The organism is Paenibacillus sp. Y859, from assembly GCF_056786405.1.
In genome coordinates this window covers 35,477-58,546 of the sequence record NZ_JBXCIZ010000001.1, presented here as the reverse complement: position 1 = coordinate 58,546, position 23,070 = coordinate 35,477, and the positions used below count along the sequence as shown (strand labels likewise).

Genomic DNA, 23,070 nt, shown 5'->3' with positions numbered 1-23,070 from the left:
GAAAAGGAGAGTCGAATATGTCGAAACCGCTATACGGTAAAAATACGGTACCGTCGAAAAATGCTGAAAAGATATCCGGCCCGGTATGGGCGTTGGTTTTTGTAATTATTTTATTTTTAGGCTGGACTCCATTTCAGGCGGGATTGTTTAATGGCCAATCGCTAGATTTCGAGAAGCCATTGTATATTGCAACTCTGCTTAGTGGTCTGATGTTGTTAGTTTGGATCGGACTAGATTTCAACAAGTTTAAATTGACTGAACAACGGGATCTGGTGACTGTGACGGGAGTGTTGCTTCCAATCACTTATATCCTGTCGGTGTTTGTCGCCGCATCGCATTATATGGCGATGAATATGATGTTCATCCAGAGCATGTATGCGACAATATTCATTGTAGCGTTATATCTGCTGAAGCAAAAACAACTAAATATGGTCATGCAGAATGCTATTCTTGCTATTGCCTATTTCATTGTATCCTTCGGATTGCTGAATTGGCTTGGAAGTTGGAAATTTGCAGGTTCGCTCGTAGGGTGGTTCTCTGAGACTGTGCGTGAAGGTAAATATATAGAAGCGGTGATGATCGACTCCAACGGACTGCGGCTAACTTCGATCTTCCAATATGCGAATACATATGCAGCCTTCCTGATGGCTTTTCTATTCGTAGCCCTGTTCGCGCTAGTTCGTTCTCAGAAATGGATTGGCCAGTTGATGCACGGGTTCATGTTAGTCCCGATCATTGTATCAATCTTGCTGACACTATCGCGCGGCGGTCTAGTCATGCTACCAGTTGTATTCATTTTATTGCTCTTATTCCTGAAGCCTGTGCAACAGATACTATGGATCGTACAGCTCGGAATTGCTGGAGTCGTTTCGTTACTCATTTCAGCACCTGTGACCAATTTGGGCATTGAACTGAACACCACTTACACATCATCCGCCGCATTGAAGGGCTGGGGGTATTTACTTGGAGGCTCTTTGATTGTAGCCGGACTAAGCTGGGTCATCCAGCGTTTTGCGACACCATGGCTACACAAGAAGCTGGGTCAGCTTGCATCAGGCAAGCTAACTGGACTATGGATTCCACTTGGCTCGGTAGCTCTGGTCGGCGTGATAGCTTTCCTGTTTATCGGAACAAGCATGAGAAACATATTGCCTGCGAACATGGGAACACGTCTGGAGAACATTAACTTCCAACAGCATAGCGTGTTGGAGCGGATTACTTTTTATAAGGATGCATTAAAAGTAGTTAAGGATTATCCGATCCTTGGTGTTGGAGGAGGAGGGTGGGCCTCACTGTATGAGCAATATCAGAATAACCCATATACTAGCCGGCAGGTACATAATTTCTTCTTACAATACTTGATTGAGGTAGGGATTCTAGGATTTATCATATTTATGAGTTTTATCATTTATATTTTTTATAAATATATTCGTGGATATGTAAAAAGAGATAAGGATGATTTCGGTAATGGTTTCTTTTATCTGATTATAGCCTTGTCTATTCTGATTCATAGCCTACTGGACTTCAATATGAGCTATGCTTTCATGGGAATACTGGTCTTTATCGGATTGGCAGGGATGGCAGTGGTTATGGACAGTAAGCCACTGCGTTGGAACTGGAATAAGACGGGGCTACGCTTTGGATATTTCGCAGTGTTAGGAATCGGCACTGTATCTCTGTTGTTCATCTTGATCGGTTATATCACGTCGAATAATGCCGCTGTGCAAGCAAATAACCTAATTAATGTTAGTCAATCCTACGAAGAGTTGAAGGCACCGATGGTTAAAGCTTTGGATAAGCGCCCGAGCCATCCGGAGTCCGCGATATATCTGTCCTCGCTTGATCAGGAGGTGTTTAGGCAGACTCAAAACGAGCAGTTCCTTGAAGAGTCCTTTCATGTGCTGATGCGTGCCCTTGAGGACGAGCCTTACAACAAGCAGTTGCTGACGCAGTTAGCAGCTTACTATGATCTTAAAGGGCAAAGTGACCTTGCTCAGGCGGTCTATCGTGACAATGCCAACAAGTTCGTCTGGGATATTGATTGGTACGATGCACTGATTAGACACTCATTTGCGATGGGAGACCAGGCACATACCCTCAAGGATGATGTTCTGAAACAGGAGTATTTCAAGACAGGGCTCGAGACATACGAACAGGTTGTGGTCGGTGTGGAGTATTTGAAGACACTCCCTCCGGAGCAGATGCAGGGACGTCCGTTCTCCATCACTCCGACCATCGCTCTGAATACGGGTAAAATACAGCTGATGTTAGGAGAACCTGTAGTGGCCGCTACTACATTGAAGCGTGGCTTCAATGAGAATTACGCAGATATCATAAACAGCGAGAATCTCTGGGAGATGGACTGGTACAGCGCTCTCATCAGTCGCTCTTATGATCTGGGGCAGGTGGCTCACACACAGAAAGACAGTGTTAACAAGCAAGCTAATTTCAACATTGGGCTTGAGGCCTACAGCCACGTACTGGCGGATTTGGAATATTTGAAGACTCTGTCTTCTGAAGAACTGCAAGGAAGGTCGCTTACGGTTGCTCCGGCTGTAGCACTGAATACAGGAAAAATACAATTTATGTCTGAACAATTGGAAGCGGCTATAGCTACGCTACAGATTGGTTTGAGCGAAGATTATACCAATGCAACAAACCGTGAAATTGCTCGTTGGTATTTGGCTGCACTAAAGAAGAATAACAGTGTCCCAGATCAGGTCGTTTATGACCGTCTGATTGCGGCTGATCCTGCGGAAGCCGCACAGATTGATGAAATCGCGGATTTACAGCTTAAACTTTAAAAGGTTGTTGAATGTATCTAGATGGTCATTTGGGAATTTAGTATTGCTTTATCTTGTTACTTCGTTATACATTAACTAACAATTACATCGTAACGGGAGCTTGGTGTGCCAGGCTGAGAGGATAGTGATCAACTATCGACCGTCAAACCTGATCTGGGTAATGCCAGCGGAGGAAATGGAGTTCTATTTGTCTATTTAAGACTGCCTCTTTCTCTGAGGCGGTCTTTTTTCTGCTTGTTGAATAGAATTTGCTCCGCTTGATCAAATCACCTTACTTATAGGAGGAAATGAAATGACAAGCGAAATGAAGAAAGAATCTGTTAATCTATCAGCTTTTCCAGGAAGTAAAAAAGTGTATGTAATGGGGTCTCGTCCAGATATTCGTGTTGGATTGCATCCCAATCGATTATCGTGGATTAAAGAAGCTGCTGATTTAGCTAAAGGGCATAAGGGAGCACAGGACCGTGATAATGCACTATCTAAAGCTCGGTTCGAATTCCGCTGGCGTGATCAGTTCCATCTGTCGCTCGATCCAGAGAGAGCTCTGGAGTATCATGATGAGACACTGCCTGCGGAAGGAGCAAAAACGGCACATTTCTGTTCCATGTGTGGACCCAAGTTCTGTAGCATGCGAATTTCTCATGATATTCGAGATTCAACTAGACAGAAGGAACAAGAGGAACAGGATACCATAAGAAATGGCCTATTGAATAAAGCGAACGAATTTAAAGAGGGTGGAAGCGTCATTTATAAATGAAACTATTCAAATATTTGATCTGACGAATGTTGTACGTATACGAAACGGGCTGAATGTTCTAGAATGGAATAACACTGCGGCGAACGCAGCCAGAGATCATAGCCAAGACATGGCGTTGCGTAACTATTTCAGCAGGCTATAATAAAGTGATATATGCGTACTCTGGTTGGCTAAATTCTTCGGGACATCGAAGCAATATACTTAAGTCCTCTTTTGAAACGTTGGGTGTAGGTGTTGCATTTGGTATTAGTTCGAGTGATTATCATATATATTACACACAGAATTTCTTTACACCGCTATGATATTAAATCATGATCTATTATAAATAGGCACAGAAGGGGAATATCATCTTGACAGAAGAACGAGCTCAAAATGCAGTGGTTGTCGTAACAGGAATCCCTACCGATTTACTTGCGGTAGATGCTCAAAGCCATGAAGATTGTTATATTGTTGTATCAAACTTATCAGGAAAGACATATCACGTTGAAACAACTGAAAAAGTGCAAAGCTATACGGCAGAAGAAGCAAGTGATATGAAGGTTATTGGAGAACACGATGGGTTATGTGTATATGAAATGATACCTTGGTGGAATAAGCTTGTTTAATTAGAGGGATAGAGATGAATTGTTACGGTTGCATTTCATCCATTACTTCATGAACCAATGATAGCCTACAGGCTATCATTGGTTTATTTCTTGACCGTATAGAAAATATCATTGGTGAATGAAGAAGTGAGGGTGGATAGGAATCGGAGAATGATAATATGGGTAATATGGAATCCCAAATCCCCCAACCGAAAACATATGGTCCGCTAGGTAATCTTCCGCTTTTAAACATTGAAGAGCCAATTCAGTCATTACTCAAACTTTCATATGAGTTCGGCCCCATTCCGTGGTTTCCCGCAGACACGTAGAATACTAATGCAAGAAGGAAAGATACTGGGAGAAGCGCATCTCTATTTCGGATGTAGAGAGTTCATTAGAAAAAGCTTATCTTGTTCTTAGATTACAGTGATGATAACCATGACCCAGCCAATCAAGAAGGCTACACCACCAAGTGGTGTAATCGCCCCTAACTTTTTTATTCCGCTGAGACTTAAGGCGTACAGACTACCCGAGAATAGGATAACTCCAGCGAAGAGGAACCATCCTGCCAGGACAATAAGAGAAGAGTTAGCAGAACTATCCGCAAGTAGACCAAGTACCAATAACCCCAGTGCGTGAGCTATATGGTATTGTATCCCTGTCTCGTAGACCTTCATTTGATCTGGAGATAACTTCTTCTTTAATGCATGTGCCCCAAAGGCCCCTAAGGCTACAGCCAAAAACATTAGTATACTGCCGAGTAATAGTAATACATTCATACAAACGACCTCTTTTCCAATGGATTCTGCTAATTGTTAGCATATCACTCTTTAATGATAAATGATAAATTGATTCTCTCTAATGCGAAAGATATAATAAGGTATGACAGTGTATTGCAGTTAAATGTTAGGAAATCATAATTGAGGTTATAAGGAGCGTAATTATTGTTATGCCGATCAAGATTATTACAGATAGCGGTTCTGACTTACCGGTAGAGTATATTAAGCGGTTTAATATTTCCATCGTCAATTTATCAGTACATTTCCAGAATGAGTGTATGCCTGGGGATATGGATGCAGAAACATTTTACACTAAAATGAAAGAATCTCGGGAATTGCCGACTACGGCTAGTCCCAGTCCACAAGATTTTCTTGAAAAGTTCAAAGAAGTGAAAGAGGGAACGGATATTTTGGTCATTTGCATGTCCTCTAATATCAGTAGTACTTACCAGGCTGCGATGATTGCTAAAGAAATGTATGTTGAAGAAGGGCATAGTAATAGCATTGAGGTGTTAGACTCTAAAACCTTCTCGGGTGGGTTATCGCTAGTTGTTGGCTTGGCAGCAAAATGGTCTGAATCTGCTACAAGTTTACACGATCTAAAAGAGAAAGTGGTTCATCAAATACAGGAGGTCAAGGCTTATTTTACTTTGGAGACCTTGGAGAACGTCATCAAAGGGGGACGACTAAATCGATTGTCCGGTGCGGTCGCATCCATGCTTAATATCAAGCTTTTACTCAAAATCAGCGAAGAGGGTACAGTGGAAGTAGTGGAAAAGACACGTGGTATTCAAAAAGCAATTACGAGTCTGTTATCGCGATTAGATGAGAAGCAACATGATTATGAGAATGCCGTTATAGCCATCGTGCACAGTAATTGTGAGAGTCGAGCACTTGAAATTAAAGAACGGATTCTTGAGAAATATCCTTTTAAAGAAGTATTATTCTCGAATATGGGTCCAATAATGGGTACATATGCAGGAGAAGGCGGGATAGGGTTAGCATTTTAGTAGATTAATTTGGAGGAGACCATTTGACGAAATTGAATAAATTCATTAAATTATGTATCGGAATAATCTTAGTGCTGCTTATTATTTATTTGGTTTCACTTGTTGATTTTGTCTTCCAACCGATACTATCATTATTTAGTATGATGATTATTGTACCTTTTTTAATGGCAGGCTTTTTTTATTATTTGCTTCGTCCATTGGTAGATCTAATGGAACGCAAGAAAATTGTTCGTCCGCTAGCCATCCTGATCATATATGTTGTTATTGCCATTTGCATTGTAGGATTTATAATCGGTGTATGGCCATCATTGGTTACTCAATTGACGAACTTAGTTGTTAACGCACCAAGCCTATTTAATTCTCTAGGTCATCAACTAGGAAAGCTTGAACAGAATGGTTTTCTAGCTGCCATTATTCCAGAGAATGCCGACCTTATGTCACAAGTAACAGACTATCTTAATAAAGGATTCACATTCTTAACCAATTACATTACAGGTTTGTTCTCGTTCTTCTCTAATTTCGCTATTATCCTCTTCACGTTTCCGATCTTTCTGTTCTATATGCTGAAAGAAGGTGAGAAATTCGGAAAGAAAATGGTTAGTTTCTTACCTATACGGTTTCGGGAAGATGGTCACGAAGTCATGGGTGAGATTGACCATGCGCTAAGTGGATTTATCGTAGGAAGAGTCACTGTCAATGTAGCTCTAGGTGTTCTAATGTACATCGGATTTCTCATTATTGGTCTACCTTATGCGCTTTTACTGACTGTCATCGCGGTGATCTTGAACTTCATTCCTTTTGTAGGAGCGATACTCTCTTCTGTACCTATCGTCATTATCGGACTAGTGCAATCGCCTGCTATAGCCATATGGTCGCTTATTATCATTTTGGTAGCGCAACAAGTTCAGGACAATATTATTGCACCTTATATTTTTGGCAAACAGCTTGATATTCATCCATTGACGACAATCATACTCATATTAGCAGGTGCTGATTTATTCGGAATGGTAGGTGTCATCGTTATTATTCCAATGTATGTCGTTATCAAAATTGTAGTTTCTAAAGTGTACTTGAGGTTTTTCAAGAAAGCTTGGGAAGAGGTGTAGTGATCATGGACGTTCTTACAGCCATTAACAAACGGAGAGAGATTACACGCTTTAAAGATACTCCTTTACCAGAGGAATTACTGGGAAAGCTTACAAAAGCTCTTTATTTGTCTCCAACTGGTAATAACCTACCTTCTAGAGAATTTGTTCTATTGACCAACAAAGATACACTTACACAATTGAGTACAGCGACACCTTATGTAAAATGGCTTGAACAGGCTACTGCAGCTGTGGTCATCATTGGGAATCCAGACGTAAGCAAATACTGGTTGCAAGATGCTTCGATTGCAGGAGGTTATCTTTGGTTAGCTTCGGTATCATCGGACTTGGGAGCTGCTTGGGGTGCTATTTATCATTCGGAGGATCATGAAGAATCTACTAAGCGGGAAGATTATGTTCGTCAAATCTTAGGAATCCCGGAACAACATCGTGTTGTAGCTATTATTGGCTTAGGCTATCCAGATATAGAACCTGCTCCGAAAGAAATGTATCCACTTGATTTAGTATTACATTTGGAAAAGTATTAGGATGAATATAGCATCAACAATGGACCTTCAGGAAACTCTGAAGGTCCATTGTTGTAATATGCATCAGAGATTTAAGTATTGACATGGAAGTATTTTCACATTAACATAGATACCAACGGTCGGTATCTAAATGGAGGGGGATTTTATGGCTAGAAATAAATATCCAGAGCGGACATTGGAGCACATATTATCAGTATCAGCAATATTGTTCAAAGAAAGGGGATTTGAGAAGACGAGTATCCAAGACATCATTAATGAACTTGGGATGTCCAAGGGTGCGATTTATCATCACTTCAAATCTAAGGAAGATATTCTGGATGCGGTGATGGAGAAGCAGTTTACATATGCAGCAGAAATACTTCATGATCTGATTCAAAATACGCAAGCGCCAAACGCTAAAGAGAAGCTGATCATTATTCTGGAAAGTATTGTGGCAGATATCGATGTGCATTCGATCGACAGCGTCTTAAGTACACAAATTAAAAATCCTCAATTTGTCGTAACAGGCATTAAAAACGGAGTGATGAATGATGCTTCAATTATTGCTCGAATTTTGATGGATGGAAAACAAGATGGGTCCATTTCGACAGACTATCCAATAGAATGTGCGGAAGTGTTTATGCTTCTTGTGAATATATGGATCAACCCAATTCTGTTCGAGCGAAATTTTGACGAAACGATCACTCGTTTAAAGTTTCTTCAAAAAATGATGGGATTATTAGGTGCTGATATTGTAAGTGATCAACTGATTCAGAAAATTACAGACCGTCATTCTGATATTGGAGGATTTAAAATTAATAAGATGGAAATCGAATAGGGGTGAATATTAGTGTTTACGAATAGTGAAATGATATTTCGTAGTAGACAGAATATTGAAGAAGTTGTTTCTTCCATATCTCTAGATTGGTTAAATGGGGAAGTACGGATTCTACAAGGTGAGACGGACGATGTCCATATCATTCAATACACGAATACTAACTTTCCTGACAAGAAGCTTGCTCACATTGAGTTCAATTCCGGATTTCTAAGCATAATCGATGGTAGAAAGAAGAATACTCTGATCGGTTTTAATTTTAATAATACCTCCCTCGAAATTTACCTTCCGAAGAAAAAAATACACTCGCTCAGCATTAATAGTGTGGGCTGTCGTTTATTTATCCAGGATGTGGACACAACTTCATCGAAGTTAATGCTCACTTCCAGTCATGCGACAATATCATCCGGAAATTACGATGAATGTGAACTGAATGTAATAGGTTCACAAATTACGAGCGAAGATATAAAAATAAGGAGATTAAATCTGCACTCCACCGCATCGAAGGTAGAACTATCTGGTGAATTTTCAGAAGTATACGCTAAAACAACTGGAAAACGAACAGCTATACGCTCGGTAGTGGTTCCACGCGTAATACAGTCCATATCAACTGGTACTAATGTTTCGGTAACCATTCCTGATAATGAAGGATTTACTTTGAAGTTTAAAAAGGTGTCAGGTAGTTTTAAAAGTGATTTTCCGCTTACTTCCAAGGGTCATATCTACACCTATAAGAATGGAAGGAGTGCTTATAGCGTTGAAGTAAGAGGTGGACAATTTTATCTACGTAAAAATGAAGAGAGATGAGGAGTGCAAATGAATATCGCAGGTTGGATCGTAGGAACAAGCGTGTCTATTCTAGTATTACTGACAGGAATTTATGGTTTGCTAGTTAGTAAGAAAAAACATACCAGAAACAAATGGGCTTGGTGGTTCATCCTATTTGGAATTTGCGCTATCGTGAGCGCGTTTATTAACGCCAGCTTCAAATAGTAGCTTAAGATCAAATATAAAAGAGTTATACCCTTAGATATACTTCAGGGTATAACTCTACGTGGGTCCGATCTTTCACCATGTATTATTATTCTTCATTCTGCGATTTGTTATGAGAGGAGCATTGTTCCTCAAACACATCTGCAGCTTCTTCAGCAGAAAATTCCGGTTCAAATTTACCTAGAAGAGGTAATTTGTTTAATTTCGTTGTTTGAACTTCTGATTTACTTGGTTTATTACTATTTGAATCGCTCATATGGACACCTCCTTTGGAAAGAAAACAACATTGTTCAGTTTGCCGAAAAGATGTTGTTATTATTCAATAGAAATTCATTCGTTTGAAAGTGTATTGTTATTCTTTATACGACTCTGCGATGGCATTTGCCGCAACAATGGCATTATACACAGCCTCTATATTACTGTTGTTGATTGTCGACTTAAGTTGCTACATATCTCTTGTAGTGATTCATGTTTTCTTTTGGTGGAAATAGGTTACCCTAAATAGTGGAGCCTTACCAACTACAGGAGGTCGATAAACGAATGAAAAGAAATATGGTATTTGTCCATCTTAGTGTGCTTAGTATTCTATTAGTGGTCGCCACCATCGTGATCCCGGCAGCATTCGCCAACGAGAAAGAGACACAGGTAAAAGCGAACATCATGAATACGAAGGGAGAGGGGATAGGAACTGTTGTAATAACACAAAAGGCTGACGGCGTACAGCTACATATCGAAGCGAAGAATCTTACACCAGGCGAACATGGCGTTCATTTTCATGAAATAGGAAAATGCGAAGCGCCTGACTTTAAATCAGCAGGGGCACATTTGAACCCTGAACTTAAGCAACATGGATTTAACAATCCAAAGGGTTATCATGCGGGTGATTTAAAAAATATTCAAGTGAAAGAAGACGGAACCGTATCAGCTGATTTGGAGAGCACATCCGTCACGCTAACAAAGGGAGTATCTAACTCATTGTTGAGGCCTGGTGGAACATCGCTTATTATTCATGAGAAGGCGGACGATTATGTAACGGATCCATCAGGTAATTCTGGGGATCGGATAGCTTGTGCTGTCATTCAAGAATAATGCTGTCCAATTGATTAGAAGTTCCCCAATAAGATAGTAAAAAGTAGACCTGCAGATGGGAGAATGTCTGTAGGTCTACTTTCAAAATGGGCTATTAATCTAAACTTTATCCCAAATAATATGTCCTTCTTCAAGATGGATCTCATGGAAACCTGCCATATTCCGTGCTTGAAATTGAATAGGTTCGTGGCTGCCAACGATAATAATATTCTGTATGTCTGTCACATCATCTGCTGGTAAGTTGAAAGCTCGTGAATAATTAAACTCCTCTCTAAGCGTCGAATGGATAGCGTTCATATGGTTGTCATTGTCCGCCCTGCCCATTAGATTTAGGATGATAGACCCATGGGAGTGAAGTTTGTCTCCTGTTATTTGAAAAAACTCCTTAGAAACGAATTGACTAGGAGTACCTTTATCCGTAAAAGCATCCAAGATGATATAATCATAGACGTCCCTTTCTTCACACTCCAGAATATAGCGTCCATCCCCTACGATCACATTATCCTTACTGTATCCAAAGTATGTCTTACTTAGCTCTACTACTTTCTCATCTAGTTCTGCTACCTTAAAGTTCTTCCCAGAGAAATAGCTCGCAATCGTCCCAATGCCGTGACCAATGAGAAATACATCTTTGAATGATGGATCATTGAACTCCATAAGATGTATGATGGCCCTAGGGTATTCGAACATGATACGTTCTGGATGATTTAAATCCATCGCACCTTGAATGGCTTCATTTGAGAATTGTAGGACTCGAAAACTTCCTTTTTCACCATATAATTCGGTAGTATCATAAACTATTAATTCATGGTTGTCAGTATAACTTTGGTATAGCGTCTGCAATTGGTCGATCTCCTTTCTGTTCCAGTTTCCTCTGTTTTTCATTTCGTTATCTTGCTATTATAATATAAAATACGTACATACGTTCATGAATGTGGTTATAATGAAGACAGAGGAGGTGAAGGATCATGAAGGACAAATCTAATCCAATCATGTATTGGACTCTATTAACTCATAAGAATTGGAATATATATATTGCAGCAACAACGATGGGGTTATGTTATGTCGGATCGCAAGATAAACCTTTTGAAGAACTAGCTTCTTGGGCGAATAAGAAATTTCCAGGTAGCGACTTGATTCGCAATGATGAGGAGTTACGAGTATATGCAGCTGAACTCATCGAGTATTTCGAGGGCAAACTTCAACGCTTTACAGTCCCCTTTGATTTCCGTGGCACGCCATTTCAATTAGCTGTATGGAATGCACTTTGTGAAATTCCTTATGGACAGACCCAATCCTACGTAGATATTGCGAATATGATTCAAAAGCCATCCGCTGTACGTGCAGTAGGTACCGCAATCGGAGCGAATCCAGTACTTGTTACTATTCCTTGTCATCGAGTCGTTGGAAAAGATGGCTCACTAACCGGATATCGTGGCGGATTGGATATGAAAACCAAACTACTACAGCTAGAACGTAGTTGCGTTACGCTCGAAGGGAGAGCGAACTAGCATATACTTAACTTAATGGGGACAAGGAGTTATCCAATGGAAACAACGATTAGGGAACAATTATTAGAACTAGCTGAAGAGAAATATCGGAAATTCTCATCAGCACTTATTCCACATATCAGTAATGTGATGGGTGTGCGTATTCCGGAGCTTCGAAAGCTAGCTCAAAACATAGCTAAAGGAGATTGGCGTGCTTATCTGGAACATGCCGAAAATGAATATTTCGAGGAAATCATGCTTCAAGGTATGGTGATCGGCTATGTAGAAATAGATATAGAAGAAAAACTGTCTTATGTCGCAGCTTTTGTCCCTAAAATTGATAATTGGTCAGTATGTGATAGTTTCTGTGCAGGACTTAAGTTCACGAAAACGAACAAGGACAAAGTGTGGGAGTTTCTACAATCTTATCTATCATCTACTGAAGAGTACGAGATACGCTTTGGTGTAGTGATGCTTCTTGATTATTATATCGAAGAAGATTATATTATCCGTGTGTTGAAACGGTTGGATAATCCAAAGCATGAAGGTTATTATGTGAAAATGGCTGTGGCATGGGCGATTTCCATGTGTTATGTGAAGCTGCCTGAACCTACGATGGCCTACTTGAGAAATAATACACTAGATAACTTCACATACAATAAAGCTCTGCAAAAGATTACAGAGTCACTTCGAGTAGATCAAGAAACTAAACAGATGATTCGTAGTATGAAACGTAAATAATGATATGGTATAACTCCTCCCATAGCTAGACAGGCGGAGTAGTTTCTATTAGTATGGAGATATCATTAGCAAGCTAAGTAATTGTTTGTGGAAGGAGTAAAAAGATGGTAGATGAAGAAATTCGCATATTATTAAGTAAGTTAGGTGCTAAGTCGAGAAAAAGTTATTCCGATTCACTCGGAAATCTACATATCCACGTTGGACAGGAACATGCCTTATATCAATTATGGCAGGAAGATGGTCTTGCTCAGTCCCAGTTGAGTGAGAGGATGGGGTGTGAGCCGCCGACATTAAGTAATATGTTGAAAAAGTTAGAAGAATACGGTCTAGTTACTAGAATGCAAGATACAAATGATGCTCGTATTAGCCGTGTATACTTAACCCAGCAAGGTAGGGAGCTTGAACAACCTCTACAGGAAATATGGCACAGACATCAAGAAAAATTGTTGAATGGCGTATACCCAGAGGAGAAATTATTGTTAAGACGTCTACTACAACAAATGATTGATAACTTGAATGAATGATTTCTGAACGACCTATAGATTAGCATGCTAATCTAATTTATCATTTATTTAGCAAAAAATAACGCAAAGCAGAATAAGGAGACCATTATGTCAATTCAGCAAGTGAATAAGTTTAGAACAGGCCCTATCTTAACCGTACTTTTAATAGGTGCCATTGCAGCAGTTTTAAATCAAACGGTACTTAATGTGGCGTTGCCAACGTTATCGAAGGAATTTGGTGTAGAGACTTCGACATCACAGTGGTTAATTACGTTATATATGCTCGTAAGTGGTGTTTTCATTCCCGTTACAGCGTTTCTAATGGATCGTTTTTCGACGCGTCAGTTATTTTTTACTTCGATGATTACTTTTTCATTGGGAACGGTACTTTGTGGAGCAGCACCAACCTTCGTTATCCTTTTAATAGGACGTGTAGTACAAGCGATCGGGGCAGGTATCGTGATGCCTTTGTTGATTAATGTCGTTTTCCGACTATTTCCAAAGGATAAGCGCGGGGCTGCAATGGGAATTGTCGGTGTAGCCATTATGTTCGCGCCGGCAGTAGGTCCTACTTTGTCTGGATTATTGATTACTCAATTGTCGTGGCGATATGTATTTTTTGCCGTGTTACCATTTTCACTCATTGCTTTAATATCTTCTTTCTTTATTCTGAAAAATGTCTCTGAACCGAGACCGGCGAAACTTGATATTGTAAGTGTCATTACATCGACATTTGGGTTCGGTGGAATATTATATGGTTTTGGTGTAGCAGGTAAACTGGGATGGGGAAGCATACCTGTCATGAGTGCTTTATTGGTAGGCATGATCTCACTTACATTATTTGTATTTCGTCAACTCACGGCGGAAACACCTATGATTGATTTGAAAATATTCAAGTCTTTAGAGTACACATTGTCAATTATAATAAGTTTCTTCGTAAATGGTGTTATTTACTCGACCATGATTCTATTACCAATCTATCTGCAAAGTAGTCGTGGGATGACGGCATTAGAATCTGGGTTATTTCTCCTGCCAGGTAGTATTGTTATGGCCATCATGTCACCCATTGCAGGGAAGTTATATGATCGTCATGGAATGAAGTGGATTGGAATTATGGGTGTGAGTTTACTTGTTATATCAACCGCATTATATACTAATCTAACGTATACGACTGGGATTGTATTGATGTGCGTCATCTATATGGTGCGTTCCTTTGGGGTAACTTTTCTAACGATGCCACTGATGACCGCTGGATTAAATTCATTACGACCTGAATTACAAGGTCATGGTACGGCTATGCAGAATACACTCCAATCGATTGCTGGTGCAATAGGAACTGCCGTTATGACAACAATTATGACAACTCAAACAAATCTGTTTATAACGAAAGAAATAGCGATAACCGATCAAGTTAATCCTACATCGGAACAGTTGAATGTAATTTCAGCCAATGGATTACTTCATGGTATTAATACTTCGTTCGTGACAGCAACTATCTTTGCAGTTATTGGACTTCTTAGTATGATCGTATTGGCGGTTGCGCTTGATAAGAGAAGGAAAAATGAGAAATTAGTAGAATCTCTGTAAGGAATAGTTTTGATATCCAATGCGTTTTGTATCCCCACTAGCTTGAGTAGCTTTGCTATTACTAGATATGTGGGGGGCAGGACAATATTATGTTTGTGCAAGTCGTAGAGACGGGTATACAATAGGAAGCGGATGAACGTACTTACAACCTTAGAAATGGAGTGTTCAAATGAGTAAAGGCAGTGTGTGGAACAAAGGGAAACATAATGGTGGGGCATCGAGAGTAGACAGAAGTAAAGTGTTAGCGAAACCGGTACAACCGGTGTCACTTGAAGATAGTGATGGATTTTCTAAAGAACCATTAAATAGTGTACGACGAATGGACCGCAAAAATTGGGTGGAAAGACCCGTTCGAGTAGACCCGAAAAAGTCGAATTAAACTTACTTGCTTGCAAAGGGATGATATGGTCATGCAGATCAAAATTGGAATTATCGGAACTCGAACGGTTGTCGAAAAAATAGCTAGTGTCATTCAATCCTTTCCGACATTCGTTCCGGTTATGTCAATCGTAAATGACGAGGAAGAAACTGTACTTATTGCTGAGCAACTTAGCGAGGACGTAGAACTCCTCCTCCTATCGGGTCCTCTATCACATCGGAAGGTGAAAGAGATTGTGCCCTTATCGGTTCCTGTACATTATGTTCCACTAACAGGAGCGGGTTTATTTAAGGCGCTATTTCATTCTGTTCAATCGGGTAAACTAGATGGAGGTATATCCGTGGATACCCTTACTGAGACAATCGTTATGCGAACATTACAAGATCTCGAGCTAGATGGGACAAAAGTGGTTGTTTATGATGGTCCGGCATATTCTTCACCTGATAATCTTGTCGCTTTTCATCAAAAACAAGCTGAATCAGGAAATTGCTCTATAGCCTTAACTGGGGTAGAACAAGTAGCACAACAATTGACGAATCTACAAGTCTCGAATGAATGGTTAGTACCTTCCGAACAAGATATTATTGTATCTCTGGAACGGGCGCTTCTATCTTCGGAATCACGACGTGGGAAGGAATCACAGATTGTTGTCGGCATGATTAATGTGGATGACTTCGGTAAACTGGTCATGAAACGAAATAGTGAGCATGAGGTACAGAAGTTGAAGCTTGACATCCATCGGACGGTGCTAGGATATGTAGAATCGTTAGATGGTTATTTGACGTCATTGGGTGGAGATGAGTATCTCTTTTTTACAACCCGTGGGATCTTCGAGCGGGAAACAGGGGGATATAAGACGATTCCTCTTGCCAAGGATGTGAATAAATCATTTGGAATATCGTTAAGTATGGGAATGGGATTCGGAATATCGGCGAATGTCGCAGGTATGAATGCCAGAGTAGCGCTGCGTAAGTCTAAGGAAGCTGGCGGTAATACTTGTTTTATCGTTAGGGAAGACCAAACACTAATTGGACCGTTAGAGATGGCTGACCCTGTTCAGACCGTTCTATCGCCTATGGATGCAGAGCTCGTTAAGAGAGCAGAGGATGCAGGAATGACGAGTGCCTACCTTAGCAAGCTTCTAAGCCAAATGGCTCGTTTCGGTAAAAATGAATATAAAGTTCATGATTTAGCCGCTCTTCTAGAAGTGACAGTGAGAAGTGCGCATCGGTTACTATTACTTTGGATAGACAATGGTTTAGTAGAGATCGCTGGTTTGGAGAAGATGCCTAAAGGCAGACCTAGACAAATCTTTCGGTTTTCTTTTTTGAATGATAAATCACTCTAAGTAAGGCGGAAAACTCCTCTTATATCTGATTATTTACAGACAACTTAAAGTCGTGTCTTTATATAGGAATATTCAGTATGCTATAGATATAAACATACAAGGAGGAGAACACAAGCATGAAAACAGTTGCGGATTTAGAGGCGAAATTAGCTGAACCATCAGAAGCGTTGATTAAAGATCTATCGAAGGTTGATGGTGATATTGTCTTACTAGGAGTAGGGGGCAAGATGGGACCTAGCTTAGCGAGATTGGCAGTGAATGCGATCCGTGAGGGTGGTCTATCCAAGCGTGTTATCGGTGTCTCACGTTTCTCGAATGAGGACGCAAGACGCGAGTTGGAGGAAGTAGGTGTCGAGACGATATCTTGTGATCTTCTGAATGATGATGAATTGAAGGTGTTACCGAACGCGGAGAATGTGATTTATATGGCGGGTAATAAGTTTGGTACGACTGGCAAAGAGCACTTCACTTGGGCGATGAATACTTATTTACCAGGAAGAGTTGCCGAGAAGTACAAGGATTCCCGTATCGTTGTATTCTCTTCAGGAAACATCTATCCGTTCTCTCCTGTTAGTAGTGGAGGTTCAGATGAGACTGTGGCGCCAGAACCGATTGGTGAGTATGCGCAATCCTGTCTTGGTCGGGAACGAATCTTCGAATACCATTCGCATAAGAATGGAACTCCTATGGCGATGTATCGCTTGAATTATGCGAATGATATGCGTTATGGTGTGCTTTTGGAACTGGCTAAAGCCATTAATGAAGGTCGTTCGATTGATCTATCAACAGGCTATGCTAACGTGATTTGGCAAGGGGATGCTAACTCAATGGCTCTACGGTGCTTAACGGAATGTACCAGCCCTCCAACGATTGTAAACATTACGGGACCTGAAACGATGTCTATTCGCTGGGCTGCAACAGAATTTGCGAAACGTCTTGGCAAAGAAGCGGTATTCGAAGGGACAGAGTCAGCAACGGCACTATTAAATAATGCATCACGTTCGCATCAGTTATTCGGCTATCCAACAGTGCCTTTACTTCAAATTATGGATTGGATGTCTGAGTGGGTACAGCTTGGTGGAGCGACTTGGAATAAGCCGACTCATTTCCAAGAAAGGAAGGGGAAATTCTAATGACAATGAAATCAACCTTATCATCTGAATTAATGCAAGCGCTTCATAACGGTCTTGTTATTCCTGCACATCCATTAGCATTGGACGAGAACCGTAAGTTAGACGAACGTCATCAGCGAGCTTTAACTCGTTATTACATGGCTTCAGGCGCTGGAGGAATTGCTGTTGGTGTCCATTCAACACAATTCGAAATTCGCGAAGAGCAATATAACCTCTTCGAACCCGTTCTTAGAATGGCGGCCGAAGAAATCGATAAGGCGAATCTTGATTATCCGTTTATTAAAGTAGCGGGGATATGCGGCAAGACGGAGCAAGCGTTAGCAGAGACACGTATCGCGCTTGATCTCGGATATGATGCAGCCCTACTAAGTATGGGAGGACTCGTCGGATGGAGTGAACAAGAAATTCTCAAACGTACGGAAGAAGTTGCAGCATTGATGCCCGTCATCGGCTTTTATTTGCAACCATCTGTAGGAGGAAGAATCTTTACCTATGATTTCTGGCTGAAGTTCTCGGAAATCCCGAATGTTGTAGCTATTAAGATGGCTCCGTTCAATCGATATCAGTCGATTGACGTCGCACGTGCGGTTTGTTACTCCAGTAGACGTGATGAAATTGCCCTATATACCGGCAATGACGATAACATCGTGAATGATCTGCTCACGACATTCCGCTTTAAAATAGAGGGAGTACCTGTGGAAAAGAGTATCGTTGGAGGTTTACTTGGTCACTGGGCGGTATGGACAAACAAGGCAGTAGAGTTACTCGAAGAAATTAAAGGAATTCGCAATAATGATGACATTTCACGTGAATGGTTGACACGAAACATCCAAGTGACAGATTCGAATGCGGCATTCTTTGACCCTGCACACCATTTCGAAGGCTGTATTCCCGGAATTCATGAAGTGCTTCGTAGACAAGGTCTATTGAAAGGCATTTGGTGCCTGAATCCTAACGAAACGTTATCTCCTGGGCAATCAGAAGAGATCGATCGTGTCTACGACCAATACCCACACCTTCATGATGATGAATTTGTTGCTGCACATCTTAAGGAATGGCTTTCTTAACTAGGTTAAATAGGAGGGTACAGTCGTGAGATTTAAAGATGTGTTCTCTATTATCGGTCCGAGCATGATCGGACCTTCCAGTTCCCATACAGCAGGTGCTGTTCGACTAGGAAGAACCGCACGGCAAATTGCAGGGAGCTTGCCTGAGAAAGCGGACATTCATTTCTACGGATCATTCGCCGATACGTATCGTGGTCATGGTACAGATCTGGCCATTGTAGCGGGGCTGTTAGATTACGATACGGATGATTATAGAATCAAAGATGCCATTACGCTAGCCGAGGAATCTCGAGTAGTCGTGAACTTCCACACGGGGGAAAAGCCCAAACCAGGGGTTCACCCTAATACAGCAATGTTAGTTCTACAGTGTGGGAACCAAGTGACACGAGTAACAGGCTGCTCCATTGGCGGGGGCAGTGTCGAAATCGTAAACGTCAACCATTTCGATGTGAAATTTACGGCGATATACCCTACATTATTAATATTTCACGACGATAAGCCCGGTATGATTGCAAAGATGACAGATATTCTCAAGCTTTCAAATACAAACATAGGATTTATGGAAGTGGATCGCAAATCGAGGAGCGGAGATGTGTTGACCGTGATTGAGAGTGATGAGACGATACAGCCTGAAGTAATTGCTGAAATAAGGAGCTTACTAAATGTTAACCAAGTTTGTGTTATCGATCTCACAAGTAAAGGAGCTGAAATATGAGATTCTCCAATCTAGCGCAACTGATTGAATGTTGTCGGGTAGAGTCATTGTCGATTGGACAACTAATGATTATCGAACAAGCTCAGGAATCGGGGAAAAGCGAATCGTTCGTAATAGCTCAAATGGCTGACTACTATCAGATCATGAAAGAAGCTGTACGCAAAGGATTAGAAGAGAATACGAAATCACGCAGCGGTCTTACTGGTGGGGATGCACAGCGTGTACAAACTTATATGCACAATAATGTTTCTGCCCTAGGTACAGAAGCGTGTACAGCTCTAGCCTATGCGTTAGCCGTATCCGAAGTTAACGCCTCAATGGGTCGAATTATCGCTACACCAACTGCAGGATCCTGTGGAATTATTCCAGGTGTATTCGTTAGTTCACAGGAAAGATTCGGTTGGGAAGACGATGTCTTAGTGAAAGGGTTATTCACTGCTGGAGCGATAGGTTATGTCATTGCCAACAATTCGTTCGTGTCTGGTGCAGAAGGTGGATGTCAGGCAGAGGTAGGATCAGCGATAGGAATGGCCGCTGGAGCCTTAACTGAACTTCGTGGCGGAACACCAGAGCAAGCCGTACATGCAGTTGGGCTTGCGCTTAAAAATTCGCTAGGCCTCATTTGCGATCCGGTAGCAGGGTTGGTGGAAATACCTTGTATCGTAAGGAATGGCTTCGGAGCTGTGACGGCATTAACGGCTTCGGATATGGCACTTGCAGGTATTCGAAGCGTTATTCCATCCGACGAGGTCATTGGCGTCATGTTGGAAGTAGGCACGAATATGCCTGCGAAGTACAGGGAAACTGCGAAAGGTGGCTTAGCTCAAACACCTACAGGTCGTAAAATTATGAAAGAACTCTATGGGAAGGGAGATGTAAATGAATAAGGTGTGTGGTGGAATGAAGGAATTAAGGATTGGTATCGTAGGAACAGATACATCGCATGTCGTTGCCTTTACTCAATTATTGAATGATATGAACGATATGTATCATATCCCTGGGGGGAAAGTAGTTGCTGCATTCCCTGGAGGGTCTCCCGACTTCCCGTTAAGCATTTCACGTGTGGAAGGATTTATGGAGACGTTGAACAAGAAGTATAGTGTTCAGAGAATGGAAACACCAGAAGAAGTTGCGGCTAGTTGTGATGTTATAATGTTAGAATCTGCTGATGGTAGAATTCATCTTGAACAATTTCGACGTCTTGTTTCTTACGGTAAGCCGATATTTATTGACAAGCCACTTGCATTAACTTCAAAGGAAGCACGTGAGATTATGAATATCGCTGATAAATTGCGAATTCCGGTCATGAGTTGCTCATCCTTACGATATGCGGAACAATTGACACGTGATTTAGATCGTAAGGATCAATCAAACATTACCGGAGTAGAAGTATATGGTCCGTTAAATGTGGAGCCCACACAATCTTATTATTTCTGGTATGGCATTCATTCCGTCGAAATGTTATATGCAATAATGGGACCGGGATGTAATCATGTAAGCGTCAACACTCATGAACAATACGATTTGATTACCGGTCACTGGAAAGACGGACGTGTGGGTACGGTTCGGTGCAATCGTGATGGAGATGGCAACTTTGGTGCGAGCATCTATAGGGAACAGGAAATATCCACTGTAGATATTCAAGCAGGAGGTAAGCCATTCTATGCCAGCTTATTAGAGCAGGTTATGATCTTTTTCCAAACGGGGGAATCTCCAATTGAATGTTCTGAGACAGTTGAAATTATTCGTTTTTTGGAAGCTGCGGAAGAAAGTAAGCGACAACGAAGGATTATCAATTTGGATGAATAAGGTCCGTTGATCATTACTGAAAATAGCCGAGGTGACAGCTAAATGTATAACATACACAAATTAAGAGATCATGATGTACTCGATTTCGCCTACGAAGAATTATGTGGAATTGCAGCATCTCAGAGTACGAATAACGATAGTGAGATAGAAGGGAAACCTGGACATTGGGTGATCGGTACATGGAGTGACTGCGAAGAACAATTATCCTTAGATAAATCTGTAAATATGTGGCCATGGACAACGTTAGGTTCCAGTACTTATGATCCCGATACTTACTCTATTATTCGAAATGGGCAGCAATGGATATTGACAGGGAAAAGCGAAAGATCCACTTTATATGCAGTCTACGAGTATTGTAAGAAACATTGGCAAATGGAATGGATTTATCCTGGAGAATCTTCCGTTTTCGTTCCAAGATTGTCGTCTCAGAGCGCGGAAGTTAACATTGATCAGCCTGCATTCGAACGTAGAGGATTTGTGTATGAGAATCTGAAAGATGAAGGCTACTTAATAGATGTAGTGGATTGGTTAGCTAAAAATAAGATCAACGAATTGTTTTTAACTTTTTCATTGTGGCAGCATTTGAGGCATGTACTACAACCAGAGTTACAAAAAAGAGGTATTAACTTAACTCTCGGAGGTCACAGCATGAAGTTCTTCACCGAAGGATTGCATGCAATTGGGATGAATCATGACGGTTCTGCACCCGCATTTACTGGATATAAGCAGCTTAACTATGAGGATGAGAGTTGGCAACAAGTGGTTATCTCAGATATATTAACGTATTGCCAAAGTATTCCTATGCTCACTAGAATTTCGTTATGGCCTGAGGATACGGCAGTTTCCGATGAGCAAATAAAGGGAGACCCTTTCATGGCTCTATATTTACGATTTACGGAACGTTTACAAGAGGCTTTCACTCAGGCTGGATCTGAAGTGAAAGTGGAACATATTGCTTATAATGCAGGTCTTTCTTGGGATATGCTTGAGTTGCAGGAAGGGATGGACACTTCTTCAGAAGTGGATACGCTATTCGCCTATTGGGGCAGAGATTATAGTCAAGGCTTCCCCGAGTGTAAACGTAAAGAAGAGCAGCGGGCATATCAGGCGTTAGAAAGCTGGGTAGAAGGAACGAAGAAGAGGAATAAGAACTTAGCTATTTTCGAATATTACAGTGATCATTATATGTTAAGCCATCTTTTTCCTAGTATGCCTGAGAGAATATATGATGATCTGACTCAATATCGATTCTTAGGGATCAAATCCATCGTGAATCTGGTCGTTCCTTATCCGCAAGCTGACGATACGTACTCGTGGAAATGGGCACAAGGATATAATAGCTATGTCTTCGCAAGGTCTGCTTGGGGAGATCCATTGACAACAATGATGGAGGACTATTGGTGTTATTGCCCTGAAGTAGAACGTGCCTACATCAGACAATGTATGGAAAAAGCAGGAGAGATACTTGCACGAATTTCTTATTTCAACATTCCTCTTTTCCCTGCGAGAGTAGTTGATGTCCATGTAGCCAGGTTGGATGAAACGGAGTCCGTTATACCGATTCTTGAAGAGTTAAATATTTATTTACAATCGGTTGTTCCTGATATGAAATCCTTGAAATTTAAAGAGAAATTTGCCTTTGAGCAATACTTCACCCATCTTCTGATGGTTTCAGGAAAGTTGGCTGATGAATGGAAAGGGAAGTTGGATAGAATTCTTTAGTGTTTTCTATGAACTATTTATGAATTTCCTCCACTTTAGCAAATTCCACCCTAGTTAAAACCTTGGTACGATTGGTTCTTGAGAAAATTAAAGTGTTACCAGATGTGATACTA

The 23,070-nt window shown here is 41.0% G+C and carries 24 protein-coding genes, 3 pseudogenes and 1 riboswitch; of the genes and pseudogenes, 24 read left to right on the top strand and 3 right to left on the bottom strand.

Annotated features, from left to right (window positions below):
- Positions 1–17: 17 nt before the first annotated feature.
- The 5 genes and pseudogenes from AC1TO8_RS00320 to AC1TO8_RS00300 all read left to right on the top strand — a co-directional run.
- Positions 18–2,804 (top strand): O-antigen ligase family protein, encoded by a 2,787-nt coding sequence (locus tag AC1TO8_RS00320; protein ID WP_482053644.1) that lies wholly within the window; start codon positions 18–20, stop codon positions 2,802–2,804.
- An 82-nt stretch (positions 2,805–2,886) separates the two neighbouring features.
- A riboswitch (TPP riboswitch) is annotated at positions 2,887–2,996 on the top strand.
- A gap of 175 nt (positions 2,997–3,171) precedes the next feature.
- Positions 3,172–3,561: pseudogene (locus AC1TO8_RS00315) on the top strand (phosphomethylpyrimidine synthase ThiC); the annotation flags it as partial.
- A pseudogene (locus tag AC1TO8_RS00310) lies at positions 3,539–3,863 on the top strand (CAP domain-containing protein). The pseudogenes AC1TO8_RS00315 and AC1TO8_RS00310, both read left to right, overlap by 23 nt.
- A gap of 48 nt (positions 3,864–3,911) precedes the next feature.
- Positions 3,912–4,166, top strand: coding sequence for a hypothetical protein (locus AC1TO8_RS00305; protein WP_482053643.1), 255 nt, complete (start codon positions 3,912–3,914; stop codon positions 4,164–4,166).
- 276 nt (positions 4,167–4,442) lie between these two features.
- Positions 4,443–4,532 (top strand): annotated as a pseudogene (locus AC1TO8_RS00300) (hypothetical protein); the annotation flags it as partial.
- 29 nt (positions 4,533–4,561) lie between these two features.
- Here the strand turns inward: AC1TO8_RS00300 and AC1TO8_RS00295 are convergent.
- On the bottom strand, positions 4,562–4,924 hold the full coding sequence (locus AC1TO8_RS00295; RefSeq protein WP_482053642.1) for a DUF423 domain-containing protein: 363 nt from the start codon (positions 4,922–4,924) through the stop codon (positions 4,562–4,564).
- A 170-nt stretch (positions 4,925–5,094) separates the two neighbouring features.
- On the opposite strand from AC1TO8_RS00295, the gene AC1TO8_RS00290 reads away from it, so the two are divergent.
- From AC1TO8_RS00290 to AC1TO8_RS00265, 6 genes are all read left to right on the top strand, one after another.
- The gene (locus tag AC1TO8_RS00290; RefSeq protein ID WP_482053641.1) at positions 5,095–5,934 is read left to right on the top strand and encodes a DegV family protein; all 840 of its coding nucleotides are present in this window, start codon (positions 5,095–5,097) and stop codon (positions 5,932–5,934) included.
- Positions 5,935–5,957: 23 nt separating this feature from the next.
- The gene (locus tag AC1TO8_RS00285; protein ID WP_482053640.1) at positions 5,958–7,040 is read left to right on the top strand and encodes an AI-2E family transporter; all 1,083 of its coding nucleotides are present in this window, start codon (positions 5,958–5,960) and stop codon (positions 7,038–7,040) included.
- Between the two features lie 5 nt (positions 7,041–7,045).
- Positions 7,046–7,567 (top strand): nitroreductase family protein, encoded by a 522-nt coding sequence (locus AC1TO8_RS00280; protein ID WP_482053639.1) that lies wholly within the window; start codon positions 7,046–7,048, stop codon positions 7,565–7,567.
- A gap of 145 nt (positions 7,568–7,712) precedes the next feature.
- Positions 7,713–8,384, top strand: coding sequence for a TetR/AcrR family transcriptional regulator (locus AC1TO8_RS00275; protein ID WP_482053638.1), 672 nt, complete (start codon positions 7,713–7,715; stop codon positions 8,382–8,384).
- Between the two features lie 12 nt (positions 8,385–8,396).
- The gene (locus tag AC1TO8_RS00270) at positions 8,397–9,188 is read left to right on the top strand and encodes a DUF4097 family beta strand repeat-containing protein (RefSeq protein WP_482053637.1); all 792 of its coding nucleotides are present in this window, start codon (positions 8,397–8,399) and stop codon (positions 9,186–9,188) included.
- Between the two features lie 9 nt (positions 9,189–9,197).
- Positions 9,198–9,374 carry a hypothetical protein gene (locus AC1TO8_RS00265; protein ID WP_482053636.1) on the top strand — a complete coding sequence of 59 codons (177 nt, stop codon included), beginning with the start codon at positions 9,198–9,200 and terminating at the stop codon, positions 9,372–9,374.
- A gap of 88 nt (positions 9,375–9,462) precedes the next feature.
- On the opposite strand, the gene AC1TO8_RS00260 is transcribed toward AC1TO8_RS00265, so the two are convergent.
- A complete protein-coding gene (locus AC1TO8_RS00260) occupies positions 9,463–9,630 on the bottom strand; it encodes a hypothetical protein (RefSeq protein ID WP_482053635.1) in 168 nt (55 codons plus the stop codon).
- A 284-nt stretch (positions 9,631–9,914) separates the two neighbouring features.
- Here AC1TO8_RS00260 and AC1TO8_RS00255 point away from each other — a divergent pair, with 284 nt between their 5' ends.
- Positions 9,915–10,463, top strand: coding sequence for a superoxide dismutase family protein (locus AC1TO8_RS00255; RefSeq protein ID WP_482053634.1), 549 nt, complete (start codon positions 9,915–9,917; stop codon positions 10,461–10,463).
- Between the two features lie 99 nt (positions 10,464–10,562).
- Here AC1TO8_RS00255 and AC1TO8_RS00250 read toward each other — a convergent pair whose 3' ends face one another.
- Entirely contained in the window at positions 10,563–11,348 is a 786-nt protein-coding gene (locus AC1TO8_RS00250) for a spermidine synthase (RefSeq protein WP_482053633.1), read from the bottom strand.
- A gap of 83 nt (positions 11,349–11,431) precedes the next feature.
- On the opposite strand from AC1TO8_RS00250, the gene AC1TO8_RS00245 reads away from it, so the two are divergent.
- The 12 genes from AC1TO8_RS00245 to AC1TO8_RS00190 all read left to right on the top strand — a co-directional run bounded on the left by AC1TO8_RS00245 (position 11,432) and on the right by AC1TO8_RS00190 (position 22,957).
- Entirely contained in the window at positions 11,432–11,974 is a 543-nt protein-coding gene (locus tag AC1TO8_RS00245) for a methylated-DNA--[protein]-cysteine S-methyltransferase (protein WP_482053632.1), read from the top strand.
- A gap of 36 nt (positions 11,975–12,010) precedes the next feature.
- Entirely contained in the window at positions 12,011–12,694 is a 684-nt protein-coding gene (locus tag AC1TO8_RS00240; RefSeq protein ID WP_482053631.1) for a DNA alkylation repair protein, read from the top strand.
- Positions 12,695–12,798: 104 nt separating this feature from the next.
- Entirely contained in the window at positions 12,799–13,218 is a 420-nt protein-coding gene (locus tag AC1TO8_RS00235; RefSeq protein ID WP_482053630.1) for a MarR family winged helix-turn-helix transcriptional regulator, read from the top strand.
- A gap of 87 nt (positions 13,219–13,305) precedes the next feature.
- Positions 13,306–14,784, top strand: coding sequence for a DHA2 family efflux MFS transporter permease subunit (locus AC1TO8_RS00230; protein ID WP_482053629.1), 1,479 nt, complete (start codon positions 13,306–13,308; stop codon positions 14,782–14,784).
- 169 nt (positions 14,785–14,953) lie between these two features.
- Positions 14,954–15,163 (top strand): hypothetical protein, encoded by a 210-nt coding sequence (locus AC1TO8_RS00225; RefSeq protein ID WP_482053628.1) that lies wholly within the window; start codon positions 14,954–14,956, stop codon positions 15,161–15,163.
- A gap of 31 nt (positions 15,164–15,194) precedes the next feature.
- Positions 15,195–16,511: a hypothetical protein gene (locus AC1TO8_RS00220; RefSeq protein ID WP_482053627.1), complete on the top strand. Its 1,317-nt coding sequence runs from the start codon at positions 15,195–15,197 to the stop codon at positions 16,509–16,511.
- Positions 16,512–16,627: 116 nt separating this feature from the next.
- Positions 16,628–17,644 carry an NAD-dependent epimerase/dehydratase family protein gene (locus tag AC1TO8_RS00215; RefSeq protein WP_482053626.1) on the top strand — a complete coding sequence of 339 codons (1,017 nt, stop codon included), beginning with the start codon at positions 16,628–16,630 and terminating at the stop codon, positions 17,642–17,644.
- The gene (locus AC1TO8_RS00210; RefSeq protein WP_482053625.1) at positions 17,644–18,711 is read left to right on the top strand and encodes a dihydrodipicolinate synthase family protein; all 1,068 of its coding nucleotides are present in this window, start codon (positions 17,644–17,646) and stop codon (positions 18,709–18,711) included. The genes AC1TO8_RS00215 and AC1TO8_RS00210 overlap by 1 nt, the downstream gene beginning before the upstream one ends.
- A gap of 25 nt (positions 18,712–18,736) precedes the next feature.
- A complete protein-coding gene (gene sdaAB / locus AC1TO8_RS00205) occupies positions 18,737–19,426 on the top strand; it encodes an L-serine ammonia-lyase, iron-sulfur-dependent subunit beta (protein WP_482053624.1) in 690 nt (229 codons plus the stop codon).
- A complete protein-coding gene (gene sdaAA / locus AC1TO8_RS00200) occupies positions 19,423–20,313 on the top strand; it encodes an L-serine ammonia-lyase, iron-sulfur-dependent, subunit alpha (RefSeq protein ID WP_482053623.1) in 891 nt (296 codons plus the stop codon). The genes sdaAB and sdaAA overlap by 4 nt, the downstream gene beginning before the upstream one ends.
- A complete protein-coding gene (locus AC1TO8_RS00195; RefSeq protein ID WP_482053622.1) occupies positions 20,306–21,235 on the top strand; it encodes a Gfo/Idh/MocA family protein in 930 nt (309 codons plus the stop codon). The genes sdaAA and AC1TO8_RS00195 overlap by 8 nt, the downstream gene beginning before the upstream one ends.
- A 42-nt stretch (positions 21,236–21,277) precedes the next feature.
- Positions 21,278–22,957 (top strand): hypothetical protein, encoded by a 1,680-nt coding sequence (locus AC1TO8_RS00190; RefSeq protein ID WP_482053621.1) that lies wholly within the window; start codon positions 21,278–21,280, stop codon positions 22,955–22,957.
- Positions 22,958–23,070: the final 113 nt, after the last annotated feature.

What these genes read in the sequence shown, in the direction of transcription:
- AC1TO8_RS00320 (WP_482053644.1), top strand. Translation starts at nt 18, where the DNA reads ATGTCGAAACCGCTATACGGTAAAAATACGGTACCGTCGAAAAATGCT.
- AC1TO8_RS00295 (WP_482053642.1), bottom strand. Translation starts at nt 4,924, where the DNA reads ATGAATGTATTACTATTACTCGGCAGTATACTAATGTTTTTGGCTGTA.
- AC1TO8_RS00290 (WP_482053641.1), top strand. Translation starts at nt 5,095, where the DNA reads ATGCCGATCAAGATTATTACAGATAGCGGTTCTGACTTACCGGTAGAG.
- AC1TO8_RS00280 (WP_482053639.1), top strand. Translation starts at nt 7,046, where the DNA reads ATGGACGTTCTTACAGCCATTAACAAACGGAGAGAGATTACACGCTTT.
- AC1TO8_RS00275 (WP_482053638.1), top strand. Translation starts at nt 7,713, where the DNA reads ATGGCTAGAAATAAATATCCAGAGCGGACATTGGAGCACATATTATCA.
- AC1TO8_RS00265 (WP_482053636.1), top strand. Translation starts at nt 9,198, where the DNA reads ATGAATATCGCAGGTTGGATCGTAGGAACAAGCGTGTCTATTCTAGTA.
- AC1TO8_RS00260 (WP_482053635.1), bottom strand. Translation starts at nt 9,630, where the DNA reads ATGAGCGATTCAAATAGTAATAAACCAAGTAAATCAGAAGTTCAAACA.
- AC1TO8_RS00255 (WP_482053634.1), top strand. Translation starts at nt 9,915, where the DNA reads ATGAAAAGAAATATGGTATTTGTCCATCTTAGTGTGCTTAGTATTCTA.
- AC1TO8_RS00250 (WP_482053633.1), bottom strand. Translation starts at nt 11,348, where the DNA reads ATGAAAAACAGAGGAAACTGGAACAGAAAGGAGATCGACCAATTGCAG.
- AC1TO8_RS00245 (WP_482053632.1), top strand. Translation starts at nt 11,432, where the DNA reads ATGAAGGACAAATCTAATCCAATCATGTATTGGACTCTATTAACTCAT.
- AC1TO8_RS00240 (WP_482053631.1), top strand. Translation starts at nt 12,011, where the DNA reads ATGGAAACAACGATTAGGGAACAATTATTAGAACTAGCTGAAGAGAAA.
- AC1TO8_RS00235 (WP_482053630.1), top strand. Translation starts at nt 12,799, where the DNA reads ATGGTAGATGAAGAAATTCGCATATTATTAAGTAAGTTAGGTGCTAAG.
- AC1TO8_RS00230 (WP_482053629.1), top strand. Translation starts at nt 13,306, where the DNA reads ATGTCAATTCAGCAAGTGAATAAGTTTAGAACAGGCCCTATCTTAACC.
- AC1TO8_RS00225 (WP_482053628.1), top strand. Translation starts at nt 14,954, where the DNA reads ATGAGTAAAGGCAGTGTGTGGAACAAAGGGAAACATAATGGTGGGGCA.
- AC1TO8_RS00220 (WP_482053627.1), top strand. Translation starts at nt 15,195, where the DNA reads ATGCAGATCAAAATTGGAATTATCGGAACTCGAACGGTTGTCGAAAAA.
- AC1TO8_RS00215 (WP_482053626.1), top strand. Translation starts at nt 16,628, where the DNA reads ATGAAAACAGTTGCGGATTTAGAGGCGAAATTAGCTGAACCATCAGAA.
- AC1TO8_RS00210 (WP_482053625.1), top strand. Translation starts at nt 17,644, where the DNA reads ATGACAATGAAATCAACCTTATCATCTGAATTAATGCAAGCGCTTCAT.
- sdaAA (WP_482053623.1), top strand. Translation starts at nt 19,423, where the DNA reads ATGAGATTCTCCAATCTAGCGCAACTGATTGAATGTTGTCGGGTAGAG.
- AC1TO8_RS00195 (WP_482053622.1), top strand. Translation starts at nt 20,306, where the DNA reads ATGAATAAGGTGTGTGGTGGAATGAAGGAATTAAGGATTGGTATCGTA.
- AC1TO8_RS00190 (WP_482053621.1), top strand. Translation starts at nt 21,278, where the DNA reads ATGTATAACATACACAAATTAAGAGATCATGATGTACTCGATTTCGCC.